Annotated in this window: 25 protein-coding genes; 21 read left to right on the top strand and 4 right to left on the bottom strand. The window is 63.3% G+C overall.

Annotation, left to right across the window (positions count from 1 at the left end; all coding sequences use genetic code 11):
• Nucleotides 1-152 precede the first annotated feature (152 nt).
• From fabF to R1T40_RS06475, 20 genes are all read left to right on the top strand, one after another.
• On the top strand, nucleotides 153-1,421 hold the full coding sequence (gene fabF / locus R1T40_RS06570; protein WP_106163516.1) for a beta-ketoacyl-ACP synthase II: 1,269 nt from the start codon (nucleotides 153-155) through the stop codon (nucleotides 1,419-1,421).
• A gap of 1 nt (nucleotide 1,422) precedes the next feature.
• Nucleotides 1,423-2,577, top strand: coding sequence for an endolytic transglycosylase MltG (gene mltG / locus R1T40_RS06565; protein ID WP_106163517.1), 1,155 nt, complete (start codon nucleotides 1,423-1,425; stop codon nucleotides 2,575-2,577).
• 317 nt (nucleotides 2,578-2,894) lie between these two features.
• Entirely contained in the window at nucleotides 2,895-3,248 is a 354-nt protein-coding gene (locus tag R1T40_RS06560) for a ubiquitin family protein (RefSeq protein WP_317386316.1), read from the top strand.
• Nucleotides 3,175-4,518, top strand: coding sequence for a DNA-packaging protein (locus tag R1T40_RS06555; protein ID WP_455569310.1), 1,344 nt, complete (start codon nucleotides 3,175-3,177; stop codon nucleotides 4,516-4,518). The genes R1T40_RS06560 and R1T40_RS06555 overlap by 74 nt, the downstream gene beginning before the upstream one ends.
• 199 nt (nucleotides 4,519-4,717) lie before the next feature.
• Complete coding sequence (locus R1T40_RS06550; protein ID WP_317386315.1) at nucleotides 4,718-5,923, top strand: phage portal protein; 1,206 nt, start codon at nucleotides 4,718-4,720, stop codon at nucleotides 5,921-5,923.
• Nucleotides 5,916-6,140, top strand: coding sequence for a GTA head formation protein, RCAP_rcc01685 family (locus R1T40_RS06545; protein ID WP_106163521.1), 225 nt, complete (start codon nucleotides 5,916-5,918; stop codon nucleotides 6,138-6,140). Before R1T40_RS06550 ends, R1T40_RS06545 begins: the two co-directional genes overlap by 8 nt.
• A gap of 35 nt (nucleotides 6,141-6,175) precedes the next feature.
• Complete coding sequence (locus tag R1T40_RS06540; protein WP_317386314.1) at nucleotides 6,176-6,748, top strand: HK97 family phage prohead protease; 573 nt, start codon at nucleotides 6,176-6,178, stop codon at nucleotides 6,746-6,748.
• Between the two features lie 20 nt (nucleotides 6,749-6,768).
• Complete coding sequence (locus R1T40_RS06535) at nucleotides 6,769-7,965, top strand: phage major capsid protein (RefSeq protein ID WP_317386313.1); 1,197 nt, start codon at nucleotides 6,769-6,771, stop codon at nucleotides 7,963-7,965.
• A 175-nt stretch (nucleotides 7,966-8,140) separates the two neighbouring features.
• Complete coding sequence (locus tag R1T40_RS06530; RefSeq protein ID WP_317386312.1) at nucleotides 8,141-8,743, top strand: head-tail connector protein; 603 nt, start codon at nucleotides 8,141-8,143, stop codon at nucleotides 8,741-8,743.
• The gene (locus R1T40_RS06525) at nucleotides 8,740-9,078 is read left to right on the top strand and encodes a head-tail adaptor protein (protein WP_046002126.1); all 339 of its coding nucleotides are present in this window, start codon (nucleotides 8,740-8,742) and stop codon (nucleotides 9,076-9,078) included. The genes R1T40_RS06530 and R1T40_RS06525 overlap by 4 nt, the downstream gene beginning before the upstream one ends.
• Nucleotides 9,075-9,482, top strand: a complete 408-nt coding sequence (locus R1T40_RS06520; protein WP_317386311.1) for a DUF3168 domain-containing protein — start codon at nucleotides 9,075-9,077, stop codon at nucleotides 9,480-9,482. The genes R1T40_RS06525 and R1T40_RS06520 overlap by 4 nt, the downstream gene beginning before the upstream one ends.
• A gap of 35 nt (nucleotides 9,483-9,517) precedes the next feature.
• Nucleotides 9,518-9,931, top strand: a complete 414-nt coding sequence (locus tag R1T40_RS06515; RefSeq protein WP_317386310.1) for a phage major tail protein, TP901-1 family — start codon at nucleotides 9,518-9,520, stop codon at nucleotides 9,929-9,931.
• Between the two features lie 3 nt (nucleotides 9,932-9,934).
• A complete protein-coding gene (locus R1T40_RS06510) occupies nucleotides 9,935-10,258 on the top strand; it encodes a gene transfer agent family protein (protein ID WP_317386309.1) in 324 nt (107 codons plus the stop codon).
• Nucleotides 10,255-10,470 carry a rcc01693 family protein gene (locus R1T40_RS06505; protein WP_317386308.1) on the top strand — a complete coding sequence of 72 codons (216 nt, stop codon included), beginning with the start codon at nucleotides 10,255-10,257 and terminating at the stop codon, nucleotides 10,468-10,470. Before R1T40_RS06510 ends, R1T40_RS06505 begins: the two co-directional genes overlap by 4 nt.
• A gap of 3 nt (nucleotides 10,471-10,473) precedes the next feature.
• Nucleotides 10,474-11,133: a phage tail tape measure protein gene (locus R1T40_RS06500; RefSeq protein ID WP_317386307.1), complete on the top strand. Its 660-nt coding sequence runs from the start codon at nucleotides 10,474-10,476 to the stop codon at nucleotides 11,131-11,133.
• 13 nt (nucleotides 11,134-11,146) lie between these two features.
• Nucleotides 11,147-11,779: a DUF2460 domain-containing protein gene (locus tag R1T40_RS06495; RefSeq protein WP_317386306.1), complete on the top strand. Its 633-nt coding sequence runs from the start codon at nucleotides 11,147-11,149 to the stop codon at nucleotides 11,777-11,779.
• Nucleotides 11,779-12,657, top strand: a complete 879-nt coding sequence (locus tag R1T40_RS06490) for a DUF2163 domain-containing protein (RefSeq protein ID WP_317386305.1) — start codon at nucleotides 11,779-11,781, stop codon at nucleotides 12,655-12,657. The genes R1T40_RS06495 and R1T40_RS06490 overlap by 1 nt, the downstream gene beginning before the upstream one ends.
• Nucleotides 12,654-13,082, top strand: coding sequence for an NlpC/P60 family protein (locus tag R1T40_RS06485; protein ID WP_317386304.1), 429 nt, complete (start codon nucleotides 12,654-12,656; stop codon nucleotides 13,080-13,082). Before R1T40_RS06490 ends, R1T40_RS06485 begins: the two co-directional genes overlap by 4 nt.
• 58 nt (nucleotides 13,083-13,140) lie before the next feature.
• Nucleotides 13,141-17,061, top strand: coding sequence for a baseplate multidomain protein megatron (locus R1T40_RS06480; RefSeq protein WP_317386303.1), 3,921 nt, complete (start codon nucleotides 13,141-13,143; stop codon nucleotides 17,059-17,061).
• Nucleotides 17,061-17,345 carry a DUF7742 family protein gene (locus R1T40_RS06475; protein WP_317386302.1) on the top strand — a complete coding sequence of 95 codons (285 nt, stop codon included), beginning with the start codon at nucleotides 17,061-17,063 and terminating at the stop codon, nucleotides 17,343-17,345. Before R1T40_RS06480 ends, R1T40_RS06475 begins: the two co-directional genes overlap by 1 nt.
• An 88-nt stretch (nucleotides 17,346-17,433) precedes the next feature.
• Here the strand turns inward: R1T40_RS06475 and R1T40_RS06470 are convergent, their stop codons facing one another.
• Nucleotides 17,434-17,640, bottom strand: coding sequence for a cold-shock protein (locus tag R1T40_RS06470; protein WP_106163534.1), 207 nt, complete (start codon nucleotides 17,638-17,640; stop codon nucleotides 17,434-17,436).
• 360 nt (nucleotides 17,641-18,000) lie between these two features.
• On the opposite strand from R1T40_RS06470, the gene cysE reads away from it, so the two are divergent.
• Nucleotides 18,001-18,807 carry a serine O-acetyltransferase gene (gene cysE, locus R1T40_RS06465; protein ID WP_106163535.1) on the top strand — a complete coding sequence of 269 codons (807 nt, stop codon included), beginning with the start codon at nucleotides 18,001-18,003 and terminating at the stop codon, nucleotides 18,805-18,807.
• 154 nt (nucleotides 18,808-18,961) lie between these two features.
• Here cysE and R1T40_RS06460 read toward each other — a convergent pair whose 3' ends face one another.
• From R1T40_RS06460 to R1T40_RS06450, 3 genes are all read right to left on the bottom strand, one after another.
• Entirely contained in the window at nucleotides 18,962-20,479 is a 1,518-nt protein-coding gene (locus R1T40_RS06460; protein WP_317386301.1) for a class I SAM-dependent methyltransferase, read from the bottom strand.
• A gap of 330 nt (nucleotides 20,480-20,809) precedes the next feature.
• Nucleotides 20,810-22,135, bottom strand: coding sequence for a pyruvate dehydrogenase complex dihydrolipoamide acetyltransferase (locus tag R1T40_RS06455; protein ID WP_317386300.1), 1,326 nt, complete (start codon nucleotides 22,133-22,135; stop codon nucleotides 20,810-20,812).
• Nucleotides 22,136-22,147: 12 nt separating this feature from the next.
• The gene (locus R1T40_RS06450) at nucleotides 22,148-23,524 is read right to left on the bottom strand and encodes a pyruvate dehydrogenase complex E1 component subunit beta (protein WP_317386299.1); all 1,377 of its coding nucleotides are present in this window, start codon (nucleotides 23,522-23,524) and stop codon (nucleotides 22,148-22,150) included.
• Between the last annotated feature and the right edge of the window lie 17 nt (nucleotides 23,525-23,541).

Raw genomic sequence — 23,541 nt, 5'->3', positions numbered from 1 at the left:
AGCGTTACCAAAGCCTTACAGGCGGTCGAACGCTCACGGTGAATTAACATAAAACTGATCGAACCGCCCCAGCGTCTTCCCGCTCTTGCACCTTTTGGCCATTCCAAGGTAATTGGATGGACGAATTGCTGAAGTGCTAAGGAGAGCAAGGAATGCGTCGAGTTGTTGTTACCGGACTGGGCCTGGTGACCCCCCTGGCATCCGGGGTCGAGGAAACCTGGGCGCGGCTTCTGGACGGGCAGTCCGGCGCCGGTCCGATCACCCTGTTTGATGCGCAGGAAAGCGGTGTTGCCACGACCTACGCTTGCGAAGTTCCGCGCGGCGATGGCACCGACGGCAGCTTTAATCCTGACGACTGGGTGGTGAAGAAAGATCAGAAAAAGATCGATGACTTCATCCTCTACGGCATTGCCGCGGCTGAGATGGCCGTGAAAGATGCCGACTGGACACCCGAGGACGAGGAAAGCCTCCTGCGCACCGGCGTGATGATCGGCTCCGGCATCGGTGGCCTGTCGTCGATCGCCGACACTGCTGTGATGATCAAGGAAAAGGGTCCGCGCCGCGTGTCGCCGTTCTTCATTCCCGGCGCGCTGATCAACCTGATCTCCGGCCAGGTCTCCATCCGTCACGGCTTCAAGGGTCCGAACCACTCCGTGGTGACGGCATGCTCGACCGGCGCCCATGCCATTGGTGACGCGTCCCGCCTGATCAAATCCGGCGATGCGGACGTGATGATCGCAGGCGGCGCCGAGGCAGCGATCTGCGAGATCGGCATCGCGGGCTTCAACGCCTGCAAGGCGCTGTCGACAAAGTATGCCGATGACCCGACCAAGGCCTCGCGCCCCTATGATGCGGACCGCGACGGGTTCGTGATGGGCGAGGGAGCCGGCATCGTGGTGTTGGAAGAATACGAACACGCCAAGGCACGCGGTGCTAAGATCTATGGCGAAGTTCTGGGCTATGGTCTGTCCGGCGATGCCTATCACATCACCGCGCCGTCCGAGAACGGCGAAGGCGGCGAACGCTCCATGCGGGCAGCCCTTGCCAATGCCGGTCTGACGGCTGCGGACATCGACTATATCAACGCCCATGGCACCTCCACCATGGCGGACACCATCGAGCTGGGCGCGGTTGAGCGCCTGCTGGGCGATCACGCGGGCAAGGCGACCATGTCCTCGACCAAATCCGCCACCGGCCACCTCTTGGGTGCTGCGGGCGCGATCGAGGCGATCTTCTCCATCCTCGCCATCCGCGATCAGGTGGCACCGCCGACCATCAACCTTGATACGCCTGCAGTGGAAACTCCGGTGGATCTGGCCCCGAATGCAAAACGCGAACGCGAGATCAACGTGGCGCTGTCGAACTCCTTCGGCTTTGGCGGCACCAATGCTTCGGTGATCTTCGGGAAAGTGAGCGACTGATATGTGGCGCAGCCTGGCCTCGAATATGCTGACGATCCTGATCGTCGGCCTGTTCCTCTTCGCGGGCGTGATCCTGTGGGGTAAGAATGAATACTCCTCCGAGGGTCCGCTGTCGGAGGCAATCTGCTTTCAGGTGCCGAGCGGGACCAATATGTCCCGTGTCAGCCGAAAGCTGGAAGAAGATGGCGCCGTCAGCAGCAGCTCGATCTTCCGTATTGGTGTGAAATACTCCGACAAGGCGCAGGATCTGAAGGCTGGCAGCTATCTGGTCGAACCCGGCGCGTCGATGGAGAGCATCATTGACACCATCACGCGCGGCGGTGCTTCCACCTGCGGCACAGAAATCGTTTACCGCGTCGGTGTCACCCGCGTGCTGGCCGAGGTGCGCGAGCTGGATCCGGCGACGAATTCATTCGTTGAACGTGCGGAGTTCGTGCCCGGCGTTGATGAAACCCCTGCGGTCTACACCGAGAAAAAAGCCGAGGCCGACACCCGTTATCGGATCGCGCTGGCCGAAGGTGTGACCAGCTGGCAGGTGGTTGAATCGCTCAAAGCCATGGATGTCCTGGAAGGCGACCCCGGCCGTCGTCCCGCCGAGGGCAGCCTGGCGCCGGACAGCTACGAGGTCCGTCCCGGAACCTCGCGCGAGGCTGTTCTGACCGAGATGAAGGACCGTCAGGACAAGCGTATCGCCGATGCCTGGGAGGCGCGCAGCTCTGATGCCGCGGTGGAAAGCCCCGAGGAAATGCTGATCCTGGCCTCGATCATCGAAAAGGAAACCGCGGTGGCGGACGAACGTGGCGTGGTGGCATCTGTCTTCACCAACCGTCTCAATCGCGGCATGCGCCTGCAGACCGACCCGACGGTGATCTATGGTGTCACCAAGGGCGAAGGCGTGCTGGGCCGGGGCCTGCGCCAGAGCGAGCTGCGCGGTGTCACCCCCTGGAACACCTATGTGATCGAAGGACTGCCGCCGACACCGATCGCCAATCCGGGCCTGGAGAGCCTGGTGGCTGCGGTGAACCCGGAGCAGACCGACTATGTGTTCTTTGTCGCCGATGGTACCGGTGGACACGCCTTTGCGGAGACGCTGGAAGAGCACAATCGCAACGTGGCCAAGTGGCGCCAGATCGAAGCTGAGCGCAACAACAACTGATACGACATGAGGGGGGCGCGGCCCCCCTCTTGCTGTCTGCGGCACATCTCTCTGCCCCGCCGAGACCCCCTGTCGAACGACCGGGACGGGCTGCTGCCTTTTTCCTCTCCTTCCAGTTTTCTGAGACGCGAGGCTTCGCCGTGCCGGACCGCCGTTGCCTCTGCGAACGGTTCGGTCAACGCATGTTCATCTGCGGCCTGTAAAACTATGTCAGGCAGCTGGAAAATGTGACGACGCGGACCGGGCCCCTCGATGGGGCCGTACTCCGCGCCTCCCGTTTCTCCCATCGGTTTGTTTCGACACGAGGCAGCCCCCTCATGACACCACAAACCCCAGAAGAGCTGGTCGAGATCAGCTCTGACCTTCTGCGCTCTCTCCACGACAGTCTCCGGCGTGCGCGTCGGATCAGCGAGGCATATCTCGCCCAGTTCGAGGCCGAACAGGACATCAACCCCGACACCGCGCAGTTGAAACCACAGATTGCCAAACTTGATGGCCTGATCCGTGACATCCAGAAAGTGGAGAAAACCCTTGTTGATCGCAAAGATGCCCCTGGTGCCGCCCGCATGGTGGCGTTCGACCTCTGTGCCGCCCGCGATGAGATCGAGCGCCGCTTGGCTGGCCTCCGTGCCGCACTTCATGACGCAGATGTGGCTGGAGGAGATGGATGAACACACCTTGGCGGCGATGCCTTATGTGTTTGATCTCTGGGCGCTGCCGCATCAATGCGCGCCTGTTGGCGAGTGGCGCGCCTGGGTGATCCTCGGCGGACGCGGTGCGGGCAAGACCCGCGCCGGTGCGGAATGGGTGCGGTCCGAGGTTGAGGGGGCAGAGCCCTTTGGCACCGGTCGTGCGTGCCGGGTTGCACTGGTGGGCGAGACCTACGATCAGGTGCGCGACGTGATGATCCATGGCGACAGCGGCATCCTTGCTTGCTCGCCGCCGGACCGCTGTCCGGAGTGGCGTGCGGGTGAACGTAGGCTGGTCTGGCCCAACGGGGCCACCGCGCAGGCGTTTTCGGCCTCTGACCCCGAGGCGCTGCGCGGGCCGCAGTTTGATGCCGCCTGGGTGGACGAGTTGGCGAAATGGCGCCGCGCTCAGGATGCCTGGGACATGCTGCAGTTCGCCCTGCGTTTGGGCACGGCCCCACGCGTCTGTGTGACCACCACACCGCGCAATGTGCCGCTGCTGAAACAGCTGCTTCAGAGCCCCTCGACCGTCACCACCCATGCGCCCACCGAGGCGAACCGCGCCAATCTCGCGTCGAGCTTCCTTGCGGAAGTGCGGGCGCGTTATGCGGGTTCGCGTCTGGCGCGGCAGGAACTGGACGGTGTGATGCTGGCCGATGTGGATGGCGCACTCTGGACTTCCGCGATGCTGGAGCAGCTCCAACGCCGTGACAGGCCTCCGCTCGACCGGATTGTGGTGGCCGTTGATCCTTCGGTGAGCGCGCACAAAGGCTCGGATGCCTGCGGCATCATTGTCGCTGGGGCGCAGACGCAGGGGCCGATCTCCGAGTGGCGCGCCTATGTGCTGGCCGATCACACGGTCCAGGGGCTGGGACCAGCCGGTTGGGCGCGCGCCGCCATTGCCGCGCGGGATGCCTACCGGGCCGACCGGCTGGTGGCGGAGGTCAATCAGGGCGGTGCGCTGGTGGGGTCTGTCTTGCGGCAGGTTGACCCTTTGGTGCCCTTCACCCCCGTTCACGCCAGCACCGGCAAGGCCGCGCGTGCCGAACCCGTGGCAGCGCTCTATGAGCAAGGTCGCGTGCATCATGCACCGGGCCTGCAAGAGCTGGAGGAGCAGATGTGCCTGATGACGGCGCAGGGCTATCGCGGCGATGGCTCACCCGACCGTGTGGATGCGCTGGTCTGGGCGCTGCATGCGCTGATTATCGGCCCGGCAGAGCAGCATCGCTGCCCCAAGATCCGCCGTCTCTAGGGCACGCGCTATCCCAAATCGAACCTGTGAAACGCCCGCCTCGCGCGGGCGTTTTGCTTTTCTATCAGTGGCTTGACGCAAGGTGTTGCGCCCCCAGCGCGCGCCCTGCTGGCGGGATGTTCAACCCTCTGTGGCAGTTTGTTTTCCAACACGACGGGCATCGGCCCAAACGACAACCGGAACGGCAAAGGAGTGCACCATGGTCTTTGACCTGCAGCGACGCAAGACGGGGCGAGTGGATCAGACGGCGGCTGCGGCCCCGTCGCAAAAGGCCAGCGCTGCGGCGCGGGTGCTGCCCATGGGCAATGGCACGCAGGCCGCCTGGGGGCCGCGCGACACGGTCTCTCTGACCCGTGCAGGGTTTCTGGGCAACCCGGTTGGCCACCGCGCGGTGAAACTCATCGCCGAGGCGGCCGCCGCGCTGCCTTTGGTGCTCCAGAGCACGGAAGCACGTTATGACAGCCACCCGCTGCTCTCGCTGCTGTCGCGCCCCAATGCGGCGCAGGCACGGGCAGAGATGCTGGAAGCGCTCTATGCCAACCTGCTCCTGTCGGGCAATGCCTATATCGAGGCGGTCGCCGCTGATGAGGGCTGGCCGGTGGAACTGCACATCCTGCGCCCGGATCGGATGCGGGTGGTGCCGGGGGGTGATGGCTGGCCGATGGGCTATGACTATACTGTCGGCGGCAAGGCGCATCGCTTTGCGATCGACCCCGCGCGCCCGGCGATCTGCCACCTCAAGAGCTTTCATCCGCTGGACGATCACTACGGGCTGGCGCCGCTGCAGGCCGCCGCCACCGCGGTCGAGGTGCATGGCGCCGCCGCACGTTGGTCAAAATCGCTGTTGGACAATGCTGCGCAACCCTCCGGCGCGCTGGTCTGGACCGGATCGGACGGGCTTGGGCAGATGGGCGACGACCAGTTCCGGCGCCTCTCCGAGGAGATCGAGGCCAATTTCCAGGGCGCGCGCAATGCCGGACGGCCGATGGTGCTGGAGGGCGGTCTGGATTGGAAGCAGATGGGGTTCAGCCCCTCGGATATGGAATTCCACCGTACCAAGGACGGCGCCGCGCGCGAGATTGCGCAGGCCTTCGGGGTGCCGCCGATGCTCCTCGGGATTCCGGGCGATGCCACCTATGCCAACTATCAGGAGGCCAACCGGGCGTTCTATCGCCTGACGGTGTTGCCCTTGGCGATGCGGGTGGCGGCGAAACTCTCTGACTGGCTGATGCGCTTTGGCGGAGAAGTTCTGGAGCTGATACCGGACCTCGATCAGGTACAGGCCCTCAGCACCGAACGCGAGGCGCAGTGGCGGCGCGTCACCCAAGCGAATTTCCTGACGGAGTCTGAGAAGCGCCAGATGCTGGGCCTGCCGCCGCGCAGCGTGGAGGGGCCGGATGACTGACTACCCGTTGCCGCCCTTTGACTGTGCCCCAAGCCAGCGACTGAATGCCCATGAACGCGTGAGCGAAATCCGTCAGGACGCATTGAACCGTCGTCTGGATCGGATGGAACGGATGATGGAGCGGCTGGAAAAACGGCTCTGGATCACCGTCTACGGCGTCGCTGCCGTGATCCTTGCGCAGGCCTTTCAGGGCTTTTTGTCGGTGCAGTTACCCTGAGCGATAATCAAGACATTTCAGAAAGGTAGAGCGTGATGCTGACAGATCATGAGCCCCGGCTCGAGACCAAATTCGCCCGCTTTGGCGAGGCGCTGTCCCTAAGCGCCGGAGAGGTGATCGAAGGCTATGCGAGCCTCTTTGGTGCCCCCGATCAGGGCAAGGATATCGTCACCCGTGGCGCCTATGCGGCCTCACTCGCGGCGCATCAGGCGCGCGGCAGCAAGGTCAAGATGCTCTGGCAGCATGACCCGAGCCACCCCATCGGCGTCTGGGATGAGATCCTTGAGGACGACACCGGCCTGCGCGTCAAAGGACGTATCCTTACGGAAACCCAGAAAGGCGCAGAGGCCGCCGCCCTTGTGCGCGCCGGGGCCATCGAGGGGCTGTCGATCGGCTATCGCACCGTGAAGGCGACCCGCGACAAGGAAGGCCACCGGCGGTTGGAGGAACTGCAACTCTGGGAGGTGTCGCTGGTGACCTTCCCGATGCTGCCCTCGGCCCGACTGTCGCGGCTTGCCCGGCGCGAGGCGGAGGCGGCGAAATCCGACGCCTCCGATGCGGGCCTGCGCGCCCTCGCTGACGCCCTGCGCGCGGCCACCAGACCCTAACCCCCGAAAGAGGACCAGAGATGACAGATCATCCATTCACGGGCCACGCGCCCGAGGATGCGGCGACCCCGCCGCAGAATGTGGCCACGGAAGTGAAACAGGCTGTTTCGCAATTCGTGCAGTATTTCAAGGGGTTCCAAGACGACGTGACCGAGAAACTCAAACAGACGGAAGAGCGTATGACCATGTTGGATCGTAAAACCCAAACCGCGGCCCGGCCGCATCTGGCGGCGGCGGAGGTCGATGGCGCGCCGCATCAAAAGGCCATGCAGGCCTATCTGCGCCATGGCGACGAGGAGGGCTTTCGCGGCCTCGACATGGGCACCAAGGCCTTGTCGACGGCTGTGAATTCCGATGGCGGTTTCCTCGTCGACCCGCAGACCTCGGATGTGGTGAAATCGGTGCTGCAATCCACCGCCTCGATCCGTGCGGTGGCCTCGGTGGTCAATGTGGAGGCGACGTCTTTTGACGTGCTGATCGACCATTCCGACGTGGGCGCGGGTTGGGCCACTGAGACTGGCTCGGTCACGGAAACCGGCACGCCCTCCATTGATCGCATCGTGATCCCGCTGCACGAGCTTTCGGCCCTGCCCAAGGCCTCGCAACGGCTCTTGGATGACAGCGCCTTTGACATCGAAGGATGGCTGGCGGGGCGCATCGCCGACAAATTCGCCCGCGCCGAGGCGCAGAGCTTTATTTCGGGCGATGGGATCGACAAACCCACCGGCATCCTGACCCATCCCACGGTGGACAATGACAGCTGGAGCTGGGGCAATATCGGCTATGTGGCCACCGGCAGCGACGGCGATATCGGCTCGGCGGATGCGATCATCGACCTGGTCTATGCGCTGGACGCGCGCTACCGCGCCGGTGCGAGTTTTGTGATGAACTCCAAAACCGCCGGCCTGATCCGCAAGCTGAAGGACGCCGATGGCCGCTTCCTGTGGTCCGATGGTCTTGCGGCGGGTGAGCCTGCACGGCTGATGGGCTATCCGGTGTTGGTGGCCGAGGACATGCCGGATGTGGCCTCTGACAGCCTCTCGATTGCCTTTGGCGACTTTGCCGCCGGCTACACCATTGCCGAACGACCGGACCTGCGCGTCCTGCGCGACCCGTTCTCCGCCAAGCCGCATGTGCTGTTTTACGCCACCAAGCGCGTGGGCGGCGATGTGAGCGACTTTGCCGCGATCAAGCTGATGAAATTCGGGCTGAGCTAAGCGCTTAGGCCCGGATGACGGGGCCGGCAGCCCGGCTCCGTCGGCGGGTGCGTGCCTCATGGGTTTGTCGTCCAGCTGCTCCCTCCGTCCGAGCGGCAGACCCGGTGCGCACCCGTCCAAGGGACGGCGCGGCAGAGACCGCGTGAGGGAGATAGATTTTCAGCGGAGAGAGCCGATGATTTTGCACGAACTGACCCCGCTGCCCGACAGCATTTTGCCGCTCGCGGCGTTCAAGGCGCATCTGCGTCTGGGCACCGGCTTTGGCGAAGAGGCGTTGCAGGACGCGGTGCTTCTGGCCTTCTTGCGCGCCAGCCTCGCGGCGATCGAGGCGCGCACCAACAAGGCGCTCTTGACGCGCGACTATGAGTGGCGGCTGAACGAATGGCCCCGCGTGGTGGAGCTGCCGGTGGCGCCGGTTTCAAACGTCTCGCAGGTGGCGCTGGTGGATCAGACCGGCGCGGAGACGGAGGTGCCCGTGGCGGCCTATGCGCTGGCGCCCGACGCCCATGCTCCGCGCCTGACGCCGCGCGCGGCGGTCTGGCCAATGATGCCCTCGGGGGGCGGCGCGGTGATCCGCTTTACTGCCGGGATGGCCGCCACATGGGACGCGCTGCCCGCTGATCTCGCACAAGCAGTGATGCTGCTGGCGGCGCATTATTACGAGTACCGCGATGACACCTCGCTGCATGCGGGCTGCATGCCCTTTGGCGTGGCGAGCCTCTTGGACCGGCACCGCATGCCACGCCTGAGCCTGTCCCGGAGCGAGGTGCACTCATGAGCGCGCCGCGACTGAACCGCCCACTGCGGCTGGAGGATCCGCAAGCGACCAGCGATGGCGCCGGAGGATTTGACATCACCTGGGTTGAGCTGGGCCAGCACTGGGCCGAGGTCGACGCGCTGACGGGCCGCGAGAGTGGCCGACGTGGCACCTCCGTCTCGCTGCAGCGTTACCGGATCACCCTGCGCGCCGCCCCGGTGGGATCTCCCGCGCGCCCCAAACCGGACCAGCGGTTTCGCGAAGGCAGCCGCATCTACAAGATCGACGCCGTGGCCGAGCGCGACATGGACGGGCGTTACCTCATTTGTTTCGCAACAGAGGAGCTGGCCACATGACCTATGCGCTGTCTCACGGCCTGCAAACCGCCGTCTACCAGCACCTGATCAGCGATGCCACGCTGGCGGCAGAGGTGGGCACGGCGATCTACGACATGCTGCCTGCGGGCACGCTGCCGGGGATCTATGTGACCCTCGGCGCTGAGAGCGTGCGGGACCGATCCGATGTCACAGGCGGCGGCGCGCTGCATCGCTTTACCGTGACCGTGGTCGCCAATGCGGCCGGGTTCAGCGCAGCCAAACGGGCGGCAGCGGCAGTGTCGGATGCGCTGGTGGATGCGCCGCTGACCCTCGCACGCGGGCATCTGGTGGGGCTGTGGTTCGACCGCGCCAACGCCAAACGGCTGAGCAACGGGGATCGCTCCATTGCGCTGCGGTTTTCCGCGCGGCTCGAAAACTCCTGACTGAAATTCAACGCATTAGAGGAAGGACCTCACCCATGAGTGCTCAAAACGGCAAGGATCTCCTGATCAAGGTGGACATGACCGGCACCGGCAGTTTCACCACCATCGCAGGCCTGCGTGCCACCCGTATCAGTTTCAACGCCGAGAGCGTCGATGTGACCAGCCTCGACAGTGCGGGCGGCTGGCGTGAGCTGTTGGGCGGTGCGGGCGTGCGGTCGGCAAACCTCTCCGGCTCGGGCGTGTTTCGCGATGCCAACACCGACGAGCGCGCGCGGCAGCTGTTTTTTGACGGCGAGACACCAGCTTTCCAGGTGGTGATCCCGGATTTCGGCACCATCGAAGGGCCGTTTCAGGTCACCGCACTGGAGTACGCGGGCAGCCACAATGGCGAAGCCACCTATGAGCTGTCGCTGGCCTCCGCCGGTGCGCTGACCTTTACGGCGGTGTGAGCCATGGCCAACCCCTACAGAGGCGAAGTGACGCTGGTGCTCAATGGCCGGCCGCAGGTGCTGAAACTGACACTGGGCACGCTGGCGGGACTGGAGGCGGAGCTGGGCGAGGGTGACTTGATCTCCCTGGTGCAACGGTTTGAAACCGGGCGGTTTTCCTCGCGCGATATGCTGGCGCTCCTGGCGGCTGGGCTGCGTGGTGGCGGGTCTGAGATTAGCCGCGAAAATCTGGCGCAGGCCGAGATTGAGGGCGGCGTGATGCAGGCCACCAAGGTTGCGGCGCAATTGCTGGCGCTGAGTTTCGCGCTGCCCTCGGGGGATGCATGAGCCGTGCGGCAATGCTGGACTGGCCGGCCTTGATGCGGGCCGGGATGCTGGGGCTGCGGCTGACCCCGCGTGAGTTCTGGCAACTGACCCCGGCAGAGCTGCGGCTGATGCTGAACCTTGATGCCAGCACACCGCCCATGGACCGCGACCGCCTGAGCCATCTGATGACGCAGTTCCCGGATCAGATCAACGACGTGAACCAACCGGAGTAACCCATGGCAAACACGACAGATTCCGACTTTGAATCCCAGGCGGGGCCGCTGGAGGACAGCCTTGGCGATGCGGCCGGGATGGCGGCGCAATTCACCGCCGAGATGGACCGGGTGCGCGCGGCCTTTGCGGCGACCCAAGCCGATGCGGCGGATTTTGAAACCGGCCTGAGCCGGGGGCTGCGGCGCGCGATGAAGGATCTGGTGGTGGATGGCGACAGTCTGAGCGATGCGCTGGAAAGCCTCGCCAAGACGATGATCAACACCACCTTCAACTCCGCCATGCGCCCGGTGACGGATCACCTCGGCGGGCTGATGAGCGACGGGATCGGCGCGCTGGTCGGGGGCATCCTGCCCTTTGCCGACGGCGCGGCCTTCAGTCAGGGCAAGGTCACGCCTTTTGCACGCGGTGGCGTGGTGTCCTCGCCGACGCATTTCCCGATGCGCGGCGGGCTGGGGCTGATGGGCGAAGCAGGGCCAGAGGCGATCCTGCCGCTGGCGCGCGGCCATGACGGCAGCCTCGGGGTGAAGACGCAAGGCGGCGGCACATCTCCGACCGTGGTGATGAATGTCACCACCCCCGATGTGGCCGGGTTTCAGCGTTCGCGTGGGCAGATTGCAGCCCAGATGAGCCGCATGCTCGCACGCGGAAACCGCAATAGGTAAGGAGAGTAAGTCAATGATTTTTCACGAAGTTCGTTTCCCGGGGACGCTCTCTTTCGGCTCTGTTGGCGGGCCGGAGCGGCGCACGGATGTGGTGACGCTGGCCAATGGCCATGAGGAACGTAACACCCCATGGGCCCATGCAAGGCGGCGTTATGATGCGGGGCTGGGCCTGCGCGGTCTTGAGGATATTGCCGCGCTGATTGCCTTTTTCGAGGCCCGTCAGGGCCAGCTCCATGGGTTTCGCTGGAAGGACTGGACCGACTATGCGTCATCGCTGCCGGGTCAGGATGTGACGTTTGAGGACCAGCTGATTGCCACCGGCGATGGCGACACCAACAGGTTTCAGCTGGCCAAACGCTACCGCTCCGGCCCGCATGAATACCTGCGTCCGATCAGCAAACCTGTGGCGGGCACCGTGCGCCTTGGGATCGACAATGAGGCGCTGGTGGAGGGCGTGGATTATGACCTCGACCTGACCACGGGCGAGGTGACGCTGGCCTATGCGCCGGAAATTGGCCGTGAAATCCGCGCCGGGTTTGAGTTTGATGTGCCGGTCCGCTTTGACACAGATCGCATCCAGACCTCCGTGGCGTCGTTTCAGGCGGGCGAGGCCCCGAATGTGCCAGTGGTGGAGGTGCGGGTGTGATGGATCGCGAGGGCTTAAACACGCATCTCAAATCCGGGGCCACCACGGTGTGCCGCGCCTGGGCCGTCAATCGCGCCGATGGCGTGACGCTGGGGTTCACCGATCATGACCGGGATCTGAGCTTTGACGGCGTGACATTCCGCGCCGGAAGCGGCCTCACGGCGCGCAGCCTGATGCAGAGCACCGGGCTTGCGGTCGACAACAGCGAAGCACTCGGCGCACTCAGCTCCGATGCGGTGCGCGAGGCGGATATTGAATCCGGGCGCTATGATGGGGCCGAGGTGCGGGCCTGGCTGGTGAACTGGGCCGACACCACCCAGCGCGCCTTGCAGTTTCGCGGCTCCCTGGGCGAGATCCGCCGCGCAGGTGGCGCGTTTGAGGCTGAATTACGTGGCCTGACCGAAGGGTTGAACCAGCCGCTGGGGCGGGTGTTTCAGACGCCCTGTAGCGCGGTTCTGGGGGATGCGGCGTGTAGATTCGACCTCAACACTGCTGGTTATGTCACTGAGGTATCAGTGGAAAACATCGACGAGGGGCAGCATTTCCTTTGGGACGTGCTTGATGGGTTTGCGCCAGAGTGGTTCACCGGCGGGCGGCTCACGGTGCTGAGCGGCGCAGGCGCCGGTCTGTGGGCGCCGATCCGGTCGGACAGCATGAGCGAGCGCCGTGAAATCGCCCTCTGGCAGCCGATCCGCGCCGATATTGAGCTCGGTGACCGGGTGCGTCTGACCGCAGGCTGTGACAAGCGCATGAGCACCTGTCGGTTGAAGTTCGACAATCTGGTGAACTATCAGGGCTTTCCCGACATCCCCGGCGAGGACTGGATGGTGGCGGTGCCCAAACGCAATGGTCAGAACACCGGCGGCAGTCGCCGATGAGCCGCGACATCAACACAGAGGCGCTATCTGTGGCGCGGCACTGGCTTGGCACGCCCTATCGGCATCAGGGGGCCACGCGGGGCGCGGGTTGCGATTGTCTCGGGCTGATCCGGGGCATTTGGCGCAGCCTTTATGGTAGCGAACCCGAATCCGTGCCGCCCTATACCCGCGACTGGGCCGAACGCGGCACCGAGGAGCGTCTGTGGCGGGCAGCGCTGCGGCATATGCAGCCCGTCCAACACGCCGCACCGGGTCAAGTGATCCTGTTTCGCATGCATGGGGGGGCTGTGGCCAAACACCTTGGCCTGCAAAGCAGCGCGTCCCGTTTCATCCATGCCTACAGCGGTCATGGCGTGGTCGAGAGCGCGCTGACGCCCGCATGGCAGCGGCGCATCGTGGCGCGCTTTGCCTTTCCCGCAGAGTGAGCGAGCGGGCCGCGGCCCGGACTTTCTCCACCCCAACGATCCCTGAGGAGGACATATCATGGCGACATTGGTACTGGCAGCGGCAGGCTCCGCCGCGGGCGGGGCGATCGGTGGCTCTGTGGCGGGCCTGTCGACCGCGATCATTGGCCGTGCGGTTGGTGCAACCCTGGGCCGGGTCATTGACGAGCGCCTGTTGGGCAGTGGCAGTGCTGCGGTGGAAACCAGCAAGGTCGACCGCTTTCGCATCACCACCGGCAGCGATGGTGAGCCGATGGCGCAGGTCTTTGGGCGTGTGCGGCTGGGCGGGCAGGTGATCTGGGCGACAGAGTTTGTCGAGACCGCATCCACCACCTCCTCGGGCGGCAAGGGCTCTGCCCCCAAACGCACCACCACCAGCTATTCCTACAGCCTGTCTATGGCGGTAGCGATCTGCGCGGGCGAGATCAGCCGGGTGTCGCGGGTCTGGGCCGATGGCGAGGAGGTCGCACTAAGCGATCTCAATATGACCGTCTACCGGGGCAGCAAGGACCAACAGCCCGACCCCCTGATGGAGGCGGTGGAGGGCGCGGGCCAGGTGCCTGCCTATCGGGGCACCGCCTATGTGGTGTTTGAAAACCTCGATCTGGAGCGGTTCGGCAACCGGGTGCCGCAGTTCTCCTTTGAGGTGCTGCGCGCGGAACAGCCCTCGGGCGAGACCTACGACCAGGATCTGGCCCAGATCGTGCCCGGCGTGGCGCTGATCCCCGGCACGGGCGAATACAGTCTGGCCAGCCAACCGGTCTATATGCAGCACGGGCCGGGCGCGCAGAAAGTCGCCAATATCAATCAGGTCTCGGGTGAGACAGATCTGGTAGCCTCGGTCGATGCACTCTCTGAGGAGCTGCCGGAGGCCGAGGCGGTGTCCATGGTGGTGTGCTGGTTTGGCGACGATCTGCGCTGTGGTGACTGTACCCTAGCGCCGAAGGTGGAACAAAAGCTCGCTGATGGCTCGATGCCGTGGCAGGTGGCGGGGCTCAACCGGGCCAGTGCGGAAGAGGTCATCAAGGACGCGGGCGCAGCCGTTTATGGCGGCACCCCGGCGGATCAGGCGGTGGTGCAGGGCATCCAGCACCTGAACGCCCAAGGCAAGCGGGTGATGTTCTACCCGTTCATCCTGATGGAGCAGCAGGCGGGCAATGATTTGCCGGACCCTCATGGAACTGCGAACCCCCAGCCAGTGCTGCCGTGGCGTGGGCGGATCACCCTTTCAAAGGCGCCGGGGCTGGCGGGTAGTCCGGATGGCACAGGCGTGGCGGATGCGGAGGTCGCTAGCTTTCTCGGCACCGCACAGGCCAGCGATTTCACCATCTCGGGCGCGCAGGTGAGCTATCACGGCCCCAATGAGTGGAGCTTTCGCCGCTTTATTCTGCATTACGCAGCACTTTGTGCAGCGGCTGGCGGCGTCGAGGCGTTCTGCATCGGCTCGGAACTGCGCGGGTTGACGCAGATCCGGGGCGCGAGCGGCTTTCCTTTTGTCGAAGGCTTGAAGGATCTGGTGACCGAGGTGCGCGCGCTCTTGGGACCGGAGGTCAAACTGGGCTATGCGGCGGATTGGTCGGAGTATTTCGGCTATCAGACGCCGGAGGGCGACCATCTGTTTCACCTCGATCCGCTGTGGTCCGACCCGCAGATCGATTTTATCGGCATCGACAATTACATGCCGCTCAGCGACTGGCGCGAGGGGGAGGATCATCTCGATGCTCAGGAGTGGCCTGCGATCTATGATCTCGGCTACCTCAAGGCCAATATCGAGGGCGGTGAGGGCTATGACTGGTATTACCATTCGTCCGAGGCCGAGGCGGCGCAGATCCGCACGCCGATCACGGATGGTGCTTATGATGAGCCGTGGATCTACCGCAACAAGGACATGCGCAGCTGGTGGTCGCTGCCGCATCACGACCGGATTGGCGGGGTGCGGTCCGAGACCGCGACCGATTGGGTGCCGCAATCCAAACCGATCTGGTTCACGGAACTGGGCTGTGCGGCCATCGACAAGGGCACCAATGAGCCGAACAAATTCCTTGATCCGAAAAGCTCCGAGTCGCAATTGCCGCGTGCCTCTAATGGCTTGCGCGATGATCTGATCCAGCAGCAATATCTGCGCGCGCAGCTGACATACTGGCAGGAGGCGGCGCATAACCCGATCTCAAACGAATACGGCGGCGCGATGGTGGACCTGAGCCACGCCTATGTCTGGGCATGGGATGCGCGGCCCTTTCCGGCCTTTCCCAACCGGGTGGAGGTCTGGGACGATGGTGAGAACTATGCTCGCGGGCACTGGCTCAACGGGCGCGCGGGGCAGCGCACGCTGGCCTCTGTGGTGACGGAGATCTGCCGGGAGGCGGGCGTGACGGAGATCGACGTAAGCCAGCTCTGCGGCGTTGTGCGCGGCTATGCGGTCTATGACGTGGCAGAGGCGCGCAGCGCCTTGCAGCCCTTGATGCTGCGCCACGGGTTTGACGCGATCGAGCGTGATGGCACGCTGATCTTTCGCCTGCGCGACGGGTTGAACGCATTGGATCTGGAGACGGATGCGCTGGCAGTGCTGCCAGAGATGGACGGCGATCAGGAACAAAGCCGCATGCCCGAGGCAGAGCTGATGGGCCGGGTGCGCCTGCGCTTTGTCGAATGGGGCGGCAGCCACGACACCGTGGCCGAAGAAGCGGTGCTGCCGGATGAGGCCACCCATGCGGTGAGCCAGAACGACCTGCCCATGGCTTTGACCCGTGCCGAGGGGCGGCAGGTGGTGCAGCGCTGGCTGGCGGAGGCACGAATTTCGCGCGACACCGCACGCTTTGCCCTGCCGCCCTCGCGCGCGCTGGACGTGGCGGCGGGCGATGTGGTGCGCCTGCCGGGGCAGGACGGTGAGGGCGCGGCGCGCTACCGCGTGGATCGTGTTGAGCAGGCCGAGGCGCAGATCCTAGAGGCTGTGCGCATTGAACCCGTCGTCTATCAGCCGCTGGCCACGCCTGAGGATCTGCCGCGCAATGATGCCTTTGCCGCGCCGGTGCCGGTGCTGCCGCTGTTCCTCGACCTGCCCTTGATGCGCGGGGATGAGGTGCCGCATGCACCGCATGTCTGTGCAACGGCGCGGGACTGGCCGGGCGCGGTTGCCCTCTATGGTGCTGACCTTGGCGGGGAGTTTGCATTGGAAGAGCTGATGCCCGCCCGCGCCACCGTGGGGCTGACCAGAACGGAATTGCTGGCGGGGCCAATCGGGCGATGGGACAGGGGCGCTGATCTCGAGGTGGAGCTGATCGCTGGCACACTGGACAGTCAGGAGCGCCTTGCGGTGCTGGGCGGTGCCAATCGGCTGGCGATCGGCGATGGCAGCCCGGAGAACTGGGAGGTGATCCAGTTTTCCGAGGCTGAGCTGATCGCGCCCAACCGCTATCTGATCCGCAACCGCCTGCGCGGCCAATACGGCAGCGACGGGGTGATGCCGGTGGCCTGGCCGGTGGGGTCTTATGTGGTGCTTATGGATGCGGCGGTGGAGCAGCTGGATCTTGCCATCTCCCAGCGTCGGGTTGCGCGCGACTATCGCTTTGGCCCCGCACGGCGGGCCTATGATGACCCGTCTTATGTGGCGCTTTCGGCGGCCTTTGATGGCGCGGGCCTGCGCCCCTATGCGCCGGTGCATTTGCGTACGCCGGATAGTCTGGGCAATGACATGGCGTTCCACTGGATCCGCCGCACCCGGATCGAGGGCGACAGCTGGGACATGGAGGAGGTGCCCTTGGGCGAGGAGAGCGAGCGCTACCGTGTACAAGTGCTCTCGGGCACGACGGTCCTGCGGGATGCGCGTGTCTCGACCCCGGCGTGGGTCTATGCGGCGGCGATGCAGATCAGCGATGGCGCCAGCCCCGGCGATGTGGTGCAGGTGGCGCAGATCTCCGCCCGCTATGGCGCCGGGCCGGTGGCGGAGTGGATCCTCGGCTGATGCAGCAACCAGTGCTCTGGGAAGATATTCGCAGCCTTGCGCGGGCGCTTCTGGCCCATCCGGAGCCCCGGCGTGCGGCGCTGTGTCGGCAAATCCTGCAGGGCGCGGCACGGGCAAGACGTCAGGCGCAGGCCACCGGCCGCTGTCATCCGCGCTGGGGCGATGGATCTCTGGACCGGGCGGCGCGCTGCTATCCGTTGGCGCCAGAGCCCTTTCCGGGGGACCGGGACTATGCCCATTGCCTGCGCGTGGCATTGGCTGCTGCAGCCCGCGCGCGAAAATGAGAACGCCCCGGCACCATATGGTAGCCGGGGCGTTCAAATGTCGGTTCAGCAGAGGCGGATCAGCTGAAGAGCACGATCCGCTGGGTGCTTAGGCCAGTTCCAGATTGGTGGCGGATTCGCGACCGTCGCGACCTGCCTCGATCTCGAACGTCACTGCCTGGCCATCGGCCAGACCGGTCAGACCGGAGCGCTCTACTGCGGAGATGTGTACGAATACGTCGCTGGAGCGGCCATCAACTTCGATGAAACCAAAACCTTTGGTGGAGTTGAACCACTTGACGGTACCGTTTGCCATTTTAAAAGTTCCTTTTTGTCTTTGTCGCCCGCGAACGTGCGGCGACCCGGCAGCTTAACGTCGAAAGCTGGTCGGGTAGACAGAACTTCGATAGGATAAGGTTGCTCGGGTATTTTGCCGCAAATCTTGATACATGACAAGTGGGATTCTTCGACATTTTCGATGAGTTTGCGGTGTAAGCGCATGTGGACACAAGGTAATTTTCACGCCCGTGTTACATTACGCTTGCTGATCGATGCCATCAAGGGATTGCGCTTTGCAAGCGAGGCCTTAGATCATTAAGTTGAGCCTCGAGGTGCCGGAATAAGCTGGTGCCCCTCCCGGAGCGCGCGGAGACGCCGCGCAAGAAGGACCAAGCCTATGTTGGATACGCACAAGGCCGTCAGGCAGATCGACCCTGTTTGGGGCCGGATCACCGAGGAAGCCGAGACTGCGGTTGCAGAACAGCCGCTGATGGGTGGGCTGATCCACGCCTGTATTTTGCACCACAAGACGCTGGACAAGGCGTTGAGTTATCGGATCGCGGCCAAGCTCTGTTCCAACGAAATGTCCATGGTGATCCTGCGCGAGGTGGTCGATGGCGCCTATGAGGCCGAGCCGGCATTGGTCGAGGCGGCGCGCGCTGACCTGATGGCGGTCTATGACCGTGATCCGGCCTGCCACCGGCTGTTGCAACCGATCCTCTATTTCAAGGGCTATCAGGCAGTGCAGGCCTATCGTGTCGGCCACTGGCTGTGGCAGCAGGGGGATTGGGATCTGGCCTATTTCTTCCAGATGCGGATCTCGGAAATTTTTGGAGTCGACATCCATCCCGCCGCCCGGATCGGCAAGGGCATCATGATCGACCACGCCCATTCCATCGTCATTGGCGAGACCGCCGTGGTGGGCGACAATGTCTCCATGCTGCATTCGGTGACGCTGGGCGGGACCGGCAAGGAAGAAGAGGACCGTCACCCCAAGATCGAGGATGGCGTTCTGATCGGCGCCGGGGCCAAGGTTCTGGGCAATATCCGCATCGGCCATTGTTCGCGCATTGCCGCAGGGTCGGTGGTGTTGCAAGAGGTGCCACCTTGCAAGACTGTGGCCGGGGTGCCGGCCAAGATCGTCGGCGAGGCTGGATGCGACCAACCCTCCGTCAGCATGAACCAGGTCTTGGCGGGCAAGTAAGCGCCGTCGTGCCACCGTCACCATTGGATGCGGTGCTTTCTGAAATCAGGAAAGGCAGGGCATGTTGCCCTGCCTTTTTCCATTTATCTTATGTTGGTTGATCCGATGAACCGCATGTGCCCGGGGTAGAGACCCGCCGGACGCGGGAGCGGAACTAGCGCGCGCTGGCGATTTCGACAGTGCGTTTTTCCTTCTCGGTCAGCAGTTGCTTTTCGAGGATCACGAACATCGAGTCCACGGCGCGCGGTGTACGCAGCAGCTCTTCTTGTTCCATCCCTTTTTGAAGCAGTTTCTGACCCACAGGATTGAGATTGAAGTCCAGTTTTCGCACGTGAAAACGGGCCTCTTTCCAGCCGAGGTACCAATGCCAGCTGGTGTAATACAGCCAGCTGTTTTCATTGAATGCGCGAACATGAGTGGGATCCTGCCAAGCCCCGTATGACAGGTCATAGGGTACCAGGATGTTGAACTTCCCGCCAACTTTCAGAAGGTTAAGGCAGTTCGTCATGGCGCTGACGAGATCCGGGATATGTTCGATTACATCGTTGCAGATGATTTCATCGAACATCTCGCGCTGGATTTCGACCTCGCCGAACCGGTCGGTCTGATGAGTGGTGCCAATCAGATTTTTGTCAGCAAGATCGGCGCAAACGTCCGGCTTCCAATAGTCCAGAATGTCGAGGTTGAGGCAATTTTCACGATGGTTCTTGCCGCTGCCGATGTTCAGGCTGGTCGGAACGCTCTGTGACGCGGACAGGATGCTGTTCTCGGGTTGGTCGGATATCGTATCAGGCGTGGTATGTTGCATCGGGATTTGATCCTTGTCTGCGAGAGTGGATTTCAAAATGTCACATTCTTTTGTTGCACTGAACACGTCGTAGGCGGACTGTTCCAATGCGCATCGGGCGTCGTCATCTTGGAGCAAAGCCAGGCAGGCCTCGGTGATTTCGTCATATTCGACGAGCTTGAGCGCACCTTTGAGCTCAGACGTTATCTCTGTTGTGGGACCGCATTCGCTGACGACCGCTTTCTTGTTTGCCAGCAGGTAAGAGACGCGGGCGATTTCGAAGATCTTGGTGTCGAAATAGTGAATGTTCACAATAATCTTGGCGCGCGCGATATAGGCATCGCGCGTGGCACCATAGGCGTCCATTAGCGGGACGACATTGACGCCCCGGGATCGTAAATCGAGCAGGGCTTTTTGTCGGCGTTCATTGAACGACCCGTAGAACAGAACGTCGATATCCTGTTCAGCAGGCTTTTCGATCCGATTGAGCTGTTCGACAAACCCAAGCGGCACCAAGCGTGGCTCATATCGGCAGCCCAGGGACTGTAGATATTTGATGTTGCGGAGGCTGTAATCCCAGACCTGATAGGTTTGCAACAGGGCGCGAAACGCGGGCGTCACCCATATACTATCATCGCTGAGCTGCTCAAAATTATAGATGATAGTGTCACCTGGCAGCGGGCCGATATCAGTATGGCTAAGCAAATTCGCGCCTAGAATGATGTTACGCGCCGCCGGTGCAATCCTGTTGGAAAGTTTGACTGGCAGATCAAGCTCCTCAAGGCCATGTTGAAGAGTTTCCGCAATTTCGTTGAACGACGCAGAATGCTTGTATCCTGCCGGCTGTACGATGACGATATTGTAGCTGACCGGGGCCTGCGTCATGGGGTTGTTCACCTATTTAGACTTTCTGTCTCTGCCCCTAGCGATATCGGTGAAGGCTTAAAATTTCTTCTACATTTGTCTGAAAGTTGTCGGATCGCGCTCTCGACTGAGAGGTAACAGTGGAGCGGGGGAACGATCCTGGTTTTAACGCCTGCGTTCTGCGGCGTCCGCCGCGTAGATCGCGTGCAGGTCGCCACAATGGCGGCGGCGCGGAGTAGACTTGGATGCTGGTGCGAGATCCGAGTGATGCCAGCACAGAATCCACATAAAAACGAGGCCGAGCATTTCTGCCCGGCCTCGTCAAAATACATCTCGAAGTGATGCAGCCGGTCAGGCCAGCATCACCATCGGGTTTTCCAGATTGTCGACGATCGCCTTCAACAGATCCGCGCCAAGTGCGCCGTCGATGACGCGGTGATCGACCGACATGGTGACGCTCATCGCGGTGGCCACGGTCAACTCGCCATCGGCGCCGACAACCGGCTTTTTGACGCCGGAACCGACGGCCAGAATGCCCGCATGCGGCGGGTTCACGATGGCGTCGAAATTGTCGATACCGAACATTCCGAGGTTGGAGATCGCAAAGGCGCCGCCCTGGTATTCATGCGGCGCGAGTTTGCGGTCGCGGGCACGTTTGGCCAAATCCTTCATCTCCGCCGAAAGCGCCGACAGGGATTTCATGTCGGAATCCTGCAGGACCGGCGTGAACAGACCGCCCTCAATTGCGACCGCAACGGCCACATCGGAGGCTTTCATCTTGAGGACGCGATCCCCAGCCCAGACAGCATTGGCATCGGGAACCGACTGCAGCGCCAGCGCTACCGCCTTGATGATGAAGTCATTGACCGAGAGCTTCACCCCGCGCGGCTCCAGCTGCTTGTTGAGCTGGGAGCGGAACTTCAGCAGCGCGTCGAGCTGGATGTCGCGGCGCAGGTAGAAATGCGGGATGGTCTGCTTGGCCTCGGTGAGACGCGCGGCAATGGTTTTGCGCATCCCGTCGAGCTTGACCTCCTCAAACTCGCGACCTTCGTACATTTTGGCCACCGCATCGGCGGAGGGGCCAGCAGGTGCAGCAGCAGCCGGAGCTGCGGCGGGCGCGGCGGTCTTTGCCTCTGCCTTGGGTGCGGCAGTGGCGTTTTCCACATCGACCTTGATGATGCGACCACGCGGGCCGGAGCCCTTGATGGAGGCAAGATCCAGACCCTTGTCGGCCGCGATGCGACGCGCCAAGGGCGAGGCAAAGATGCGCGAGCCATCCGCCGCAGCGGGTGCTGCCGGGGCAGGGGTTGCGCTAGCGGCGGCGGGGGCTGCGGCTGCGTCGGAGCCTCCTTCGGCGGCCGCCTCCTGAGCCGCGTCAGCGGCGGGGGCCGCTTCCGGTTTTGCCGCCGATGTGTCGATATCATCGGCGCTTTCACCGTCCTCCAGCAGGACCGCGATGGGGGTGTTGACCTTCACCCCCTCGGAGCCCTCAGCAATGAGGATCTTGCCGACGACACCTTCGTCCACGGCTTCGAACTCCATCGTCGCCTTGTCGGTCTCGATCTCGGCAATCAGGTCGCCGGAGGAGACAGTGTCGCCCTCCTTGACCAGCCATTTTGCCAGCGTGCCTTCCTCCATGGTGGGAGAGAGGGCGGGCATGAGAATTTCAGTGGGCATCCTTGCTCTCCTTTAGCGGTAGGTCACTTGCTTCACCGCTTCGATCACCTCGTCGGTAGTGATCAGCGCGTGTTTTTCAAGGTTGGCGGCATAGGGCATTGGGACGTCCTTGCCGGTGCAGGTGATGATCGGTGCGTCGAGATAGTCAAACGCCTGCTGCATCACCTCGGAGGCGATATAGCCGCCGACGGAACCCTGCGGGAAGCCTTCCTCGACGGTGACCAGACGGTTGGTCTTCATCACCGATTTGATCACTGCGGGCAGGTCCATCGGGCGCAGGGTGCGCAGGTCGATGACCTCGGCGTTGATGCCATCCTCGGCCAGCTTTTCCGCCGCTTCGAGCGCGTAGGTCATGCCGATGCCGAAGGAGACGATGGTGACATCATCGCCTTTGCGCCAGATCTTCGCCTTACCAAACGGTACGGTGAAATCATCCAGCTTCGGCACGTCGAAGGACTTGCCGTACATGATCTCGTTTTCGAGGAAGATCACCGGGTTGGGGTCGCGGATCGCCGATTTCAGCAGGCCCTTGGCGTCGGCGGCAGAGTAGGGCATCGCCACCTTGAGGCCGGGGATCTGCATGTACCATGCGGCATAGCACTGCGAGTGCTGCGCGCCGACGCGGGCGGCGGCACCATTGGGGCCACGGAACACCATAGGGGCGCCCATCTGACCGCCGGACATATAAAGCGTCTTGGCGGCGGAGTTGATGATGTGGTCGATCGCCTGCATGGCGAAGTTGAAGGTCATGAACTCCACGATGGGACGCAGGCCACCAAAGGCGGCACCGGTGGCGATGCCGGCAAAGCCGTGCTCGGTGATCGGCGTATCGATCACGCGCTTGGAGCCGAACTCGTCCAGCAAGCCTTGGGTGATCTTGTAAGCGCCTTCGTATTCGGCGACTTCCTCCCCCATGACAAAGACGTCTTCGCTGCCACGCATCTCTTCGGCCATGGCGTCGCGCAGGGCTTCGCGGACCGTGGTGGAGACCATTTCGGTGCCCTCGGGGTAGTCGGGGCTTTCGTCCACCTCGGGCGCGCTGGGGGCAGCGGCCTTGGCCGGGGCTTTTTCAGCCTCTGCCGCGGCGGCTTCCGGGGCGGAGGTGTCTGCGGCAGGGGCTGCGGCGACCGCATCCTCGACGCTTTCGCCCTCTTCGACGAGAATGGCGATGGGGGTGTTCACTTTCACGCCCTCGGTGCCCTCGTCGATCAGGATCTTGCCGACGGTGCCCTCATCCACGGCTTCGAACTCCATGGTGGCCTTGTCGGTTTCGATCTCGGCGAGGATATCGCCGGAATTTACGGTATCGCCCTCTTTGACCAGCCATTTGGCCAGCGTGCCTTCCTCCATGGTCGGCGACAGGGCGGGCATCAGAATTTCAGTTGCCATAGTCTTGGTCTCTCCCC

The organism is Tritonibacter scottomollicae (assembly GCF_032924845.1).
Classification (GTDB): domain Bacteria; phylum Pseudomonadota; class Alphaproteobacteria; order Rhodobacterales; family Rhodobacteraceae; genus Epibacterium; species Epibacterium scottomollicae.
This window is presented reverse-complemented; position numbering and strand designations above follow the sequence as displayed.

Bases quoted from the DNA above. Each gene is read 5' to 3' on its own strand.
- cysE (WP_106163535.1), top strand. From the start codon at position 18,001: ATGTTGGATACGCACAAGGCCGTCAGGCAGATCGACCCTGTTTGGGGC.
- R1T40_RS06550 (WP_317386315.1), top strand. From the start codon at position 4,718: ATGGTCTTTGACCTGCAGCGACGCAAGACGGGGCGAGTGGATCAGACG.
- R1T40_RS06555 (WP_455569310.1), top strand. From the start codon at position 3,175: ATGAGATCGAGCGCCGCTTGGCTGGCCTCCGTGCCGCACTTCATGACG.
- R1T40_RS06485 (WP_317386304.1), top strand. From the start codon at position 12,654: ATGAGCCGCGACATCAACACAGAGGCGCTATCTGTGGCGCGGCACTGG.
- R1T40_RS06530 (WP_317386312.1), top strand. From the start codon at position 8,141: ATGATTTTGCACGAACTGACCCCGCTGCCCGACAGCATTTTGCCGCTC.
- R1T40_RS06560 (WP_317386316.1), top strand. From the start codon at position 2,895: ATGACACCACAAACCCCAGAAGAGCTGGTCGAGATCAGCTCTGACCTT.
- R1T40_RS06500 (WP_317386307.1), top strand. From the start codon at position 10,474: ATGGCAAACACGACAGATTCCGACTTTGAATCCCAGGCGGGGCCGCTG.
- R1T40_RS06540 (WP_317386314.1), top strand. From the start codon at position 6,176: ATGCTGACAGATCATGAGCCCCGGCTCGAGACCAAATTCGCCCGCTTT.
- R1T40_RS06450 (WP_317386299.1), bottom strand. From the start codon at position 23,524: ATGGCAACTGAAATTCTGATGCCCGCCCTGTCGCCGACCATGGAGGAA.
- R1T40_RS06480 (WP_317386303.1), top strand. From the start codon at position 13,141: ATGGCGACATTGGTACTGGCAGCGGCAGGCTCCGCCGCGGGCGGGGCG.
- R1T40_RS06490 (WP_317386305.1), top strand. From the start codon at position 11,779: ATGGATCGCGAGGGCTTAAACACGCATCTCAAATCCGGGGCCACCACG.
- R1T40_RS06475 (WP_317386302.1), top strand. From the start codon at position 17,061: ATGCAGCAACCAGTGCTCTGGGAAGATATTCGCAGCCTTGCGCGGGCG.
- R1T40_RS06495 (WP_317386306.1), top strand. From the start codon at position 11,147: ATGATTTTTCACGAAGTTCGTTTCCCGGGGACGCTCTCTTTCGGCTCT.
- R1T40_RS06470 (WP_106163534.1), bottom strand. From the start codon at position 17,640: ATGGCAAACGGTACCGTCAAGTGGTTCAACTCCACCAAAGGTTTTGGT.
- R1T40_RS06460 (WP_317386301.1), bottom strand. From the start codon at position 20,479: ATGACGCAGGCCCCGGTCAGCTACAATATCGTCATCGTACAGCCGGCA.
- R1T40_RS06535 (WP_317386313.1), top strand. From the start codon at position 6,769: ATGACAGATCATCCATTCACGGGCCACGCGCCCGAGGATGCGGCGACC.
- R1T40_RS06515 (WP_317386310.1), top strand. From the start codon at position 9,518: ATGAGTGCTCAAAACGGCAAGGATCTCCTGATCAAGGTGGACATGACC.
- R1T40_RS06510 (WP_317386309.1), top strand. From the start codon at position 9,935: ATGGCCAACCCCTACAGAGGCGAAGTGACGCTGGTGCTCAATGGCCGG.
- R1T40_RS06455 (WP_317386300.1), bottom strand. From the start codon at position 22,135: ATGCCCACTGAAATTCTCATGCCCGCCCTCTCTCCCACCATGGAGGAA.
- R1T40_RS06520 (WP_317386311.1), top strand. From the start codon at position 9,075: ATGACCTATGCGCTGTCTCACGGCCTGCAAACCGCCGTCTACCAGCAC.
- fabF (WP_106163516.1), top strand. From the start codon at position 153: ATGCGTCGAGTTGTTGTTACCGGACTGGGCCTGGTGACCCCCCTGGCA.
- R1T40_RS06525 (WP_046002126.1), top strand. From the start codon at position 8,740: ATGAGCGCGCCGCGACTGAACCGCCCACTGCGGCTGGAGGATCCGCAA.
- mltG (WP_106163517.1), top strand. From the start codon at position 1,423: ATGTGGCGCAGCCTGGCCTCGAATATGCTGACGATCCTGATCGTCGGC.
- R1T40_RS06505 (WP_317386308.1), top strand. From the start codon at position 10,255: ATGAGCCGTGCGGCAATGCTGGACTGGCCGGCCTTGATGCGGGCCGGG.
- R1T40_RS06545 (WP_106163521.1), top strand. From the start codon at position 5,916: ATGACTGACTACCCGTTGCCGCCCTTTGACTGTGCCCCAAGCCAGCGA.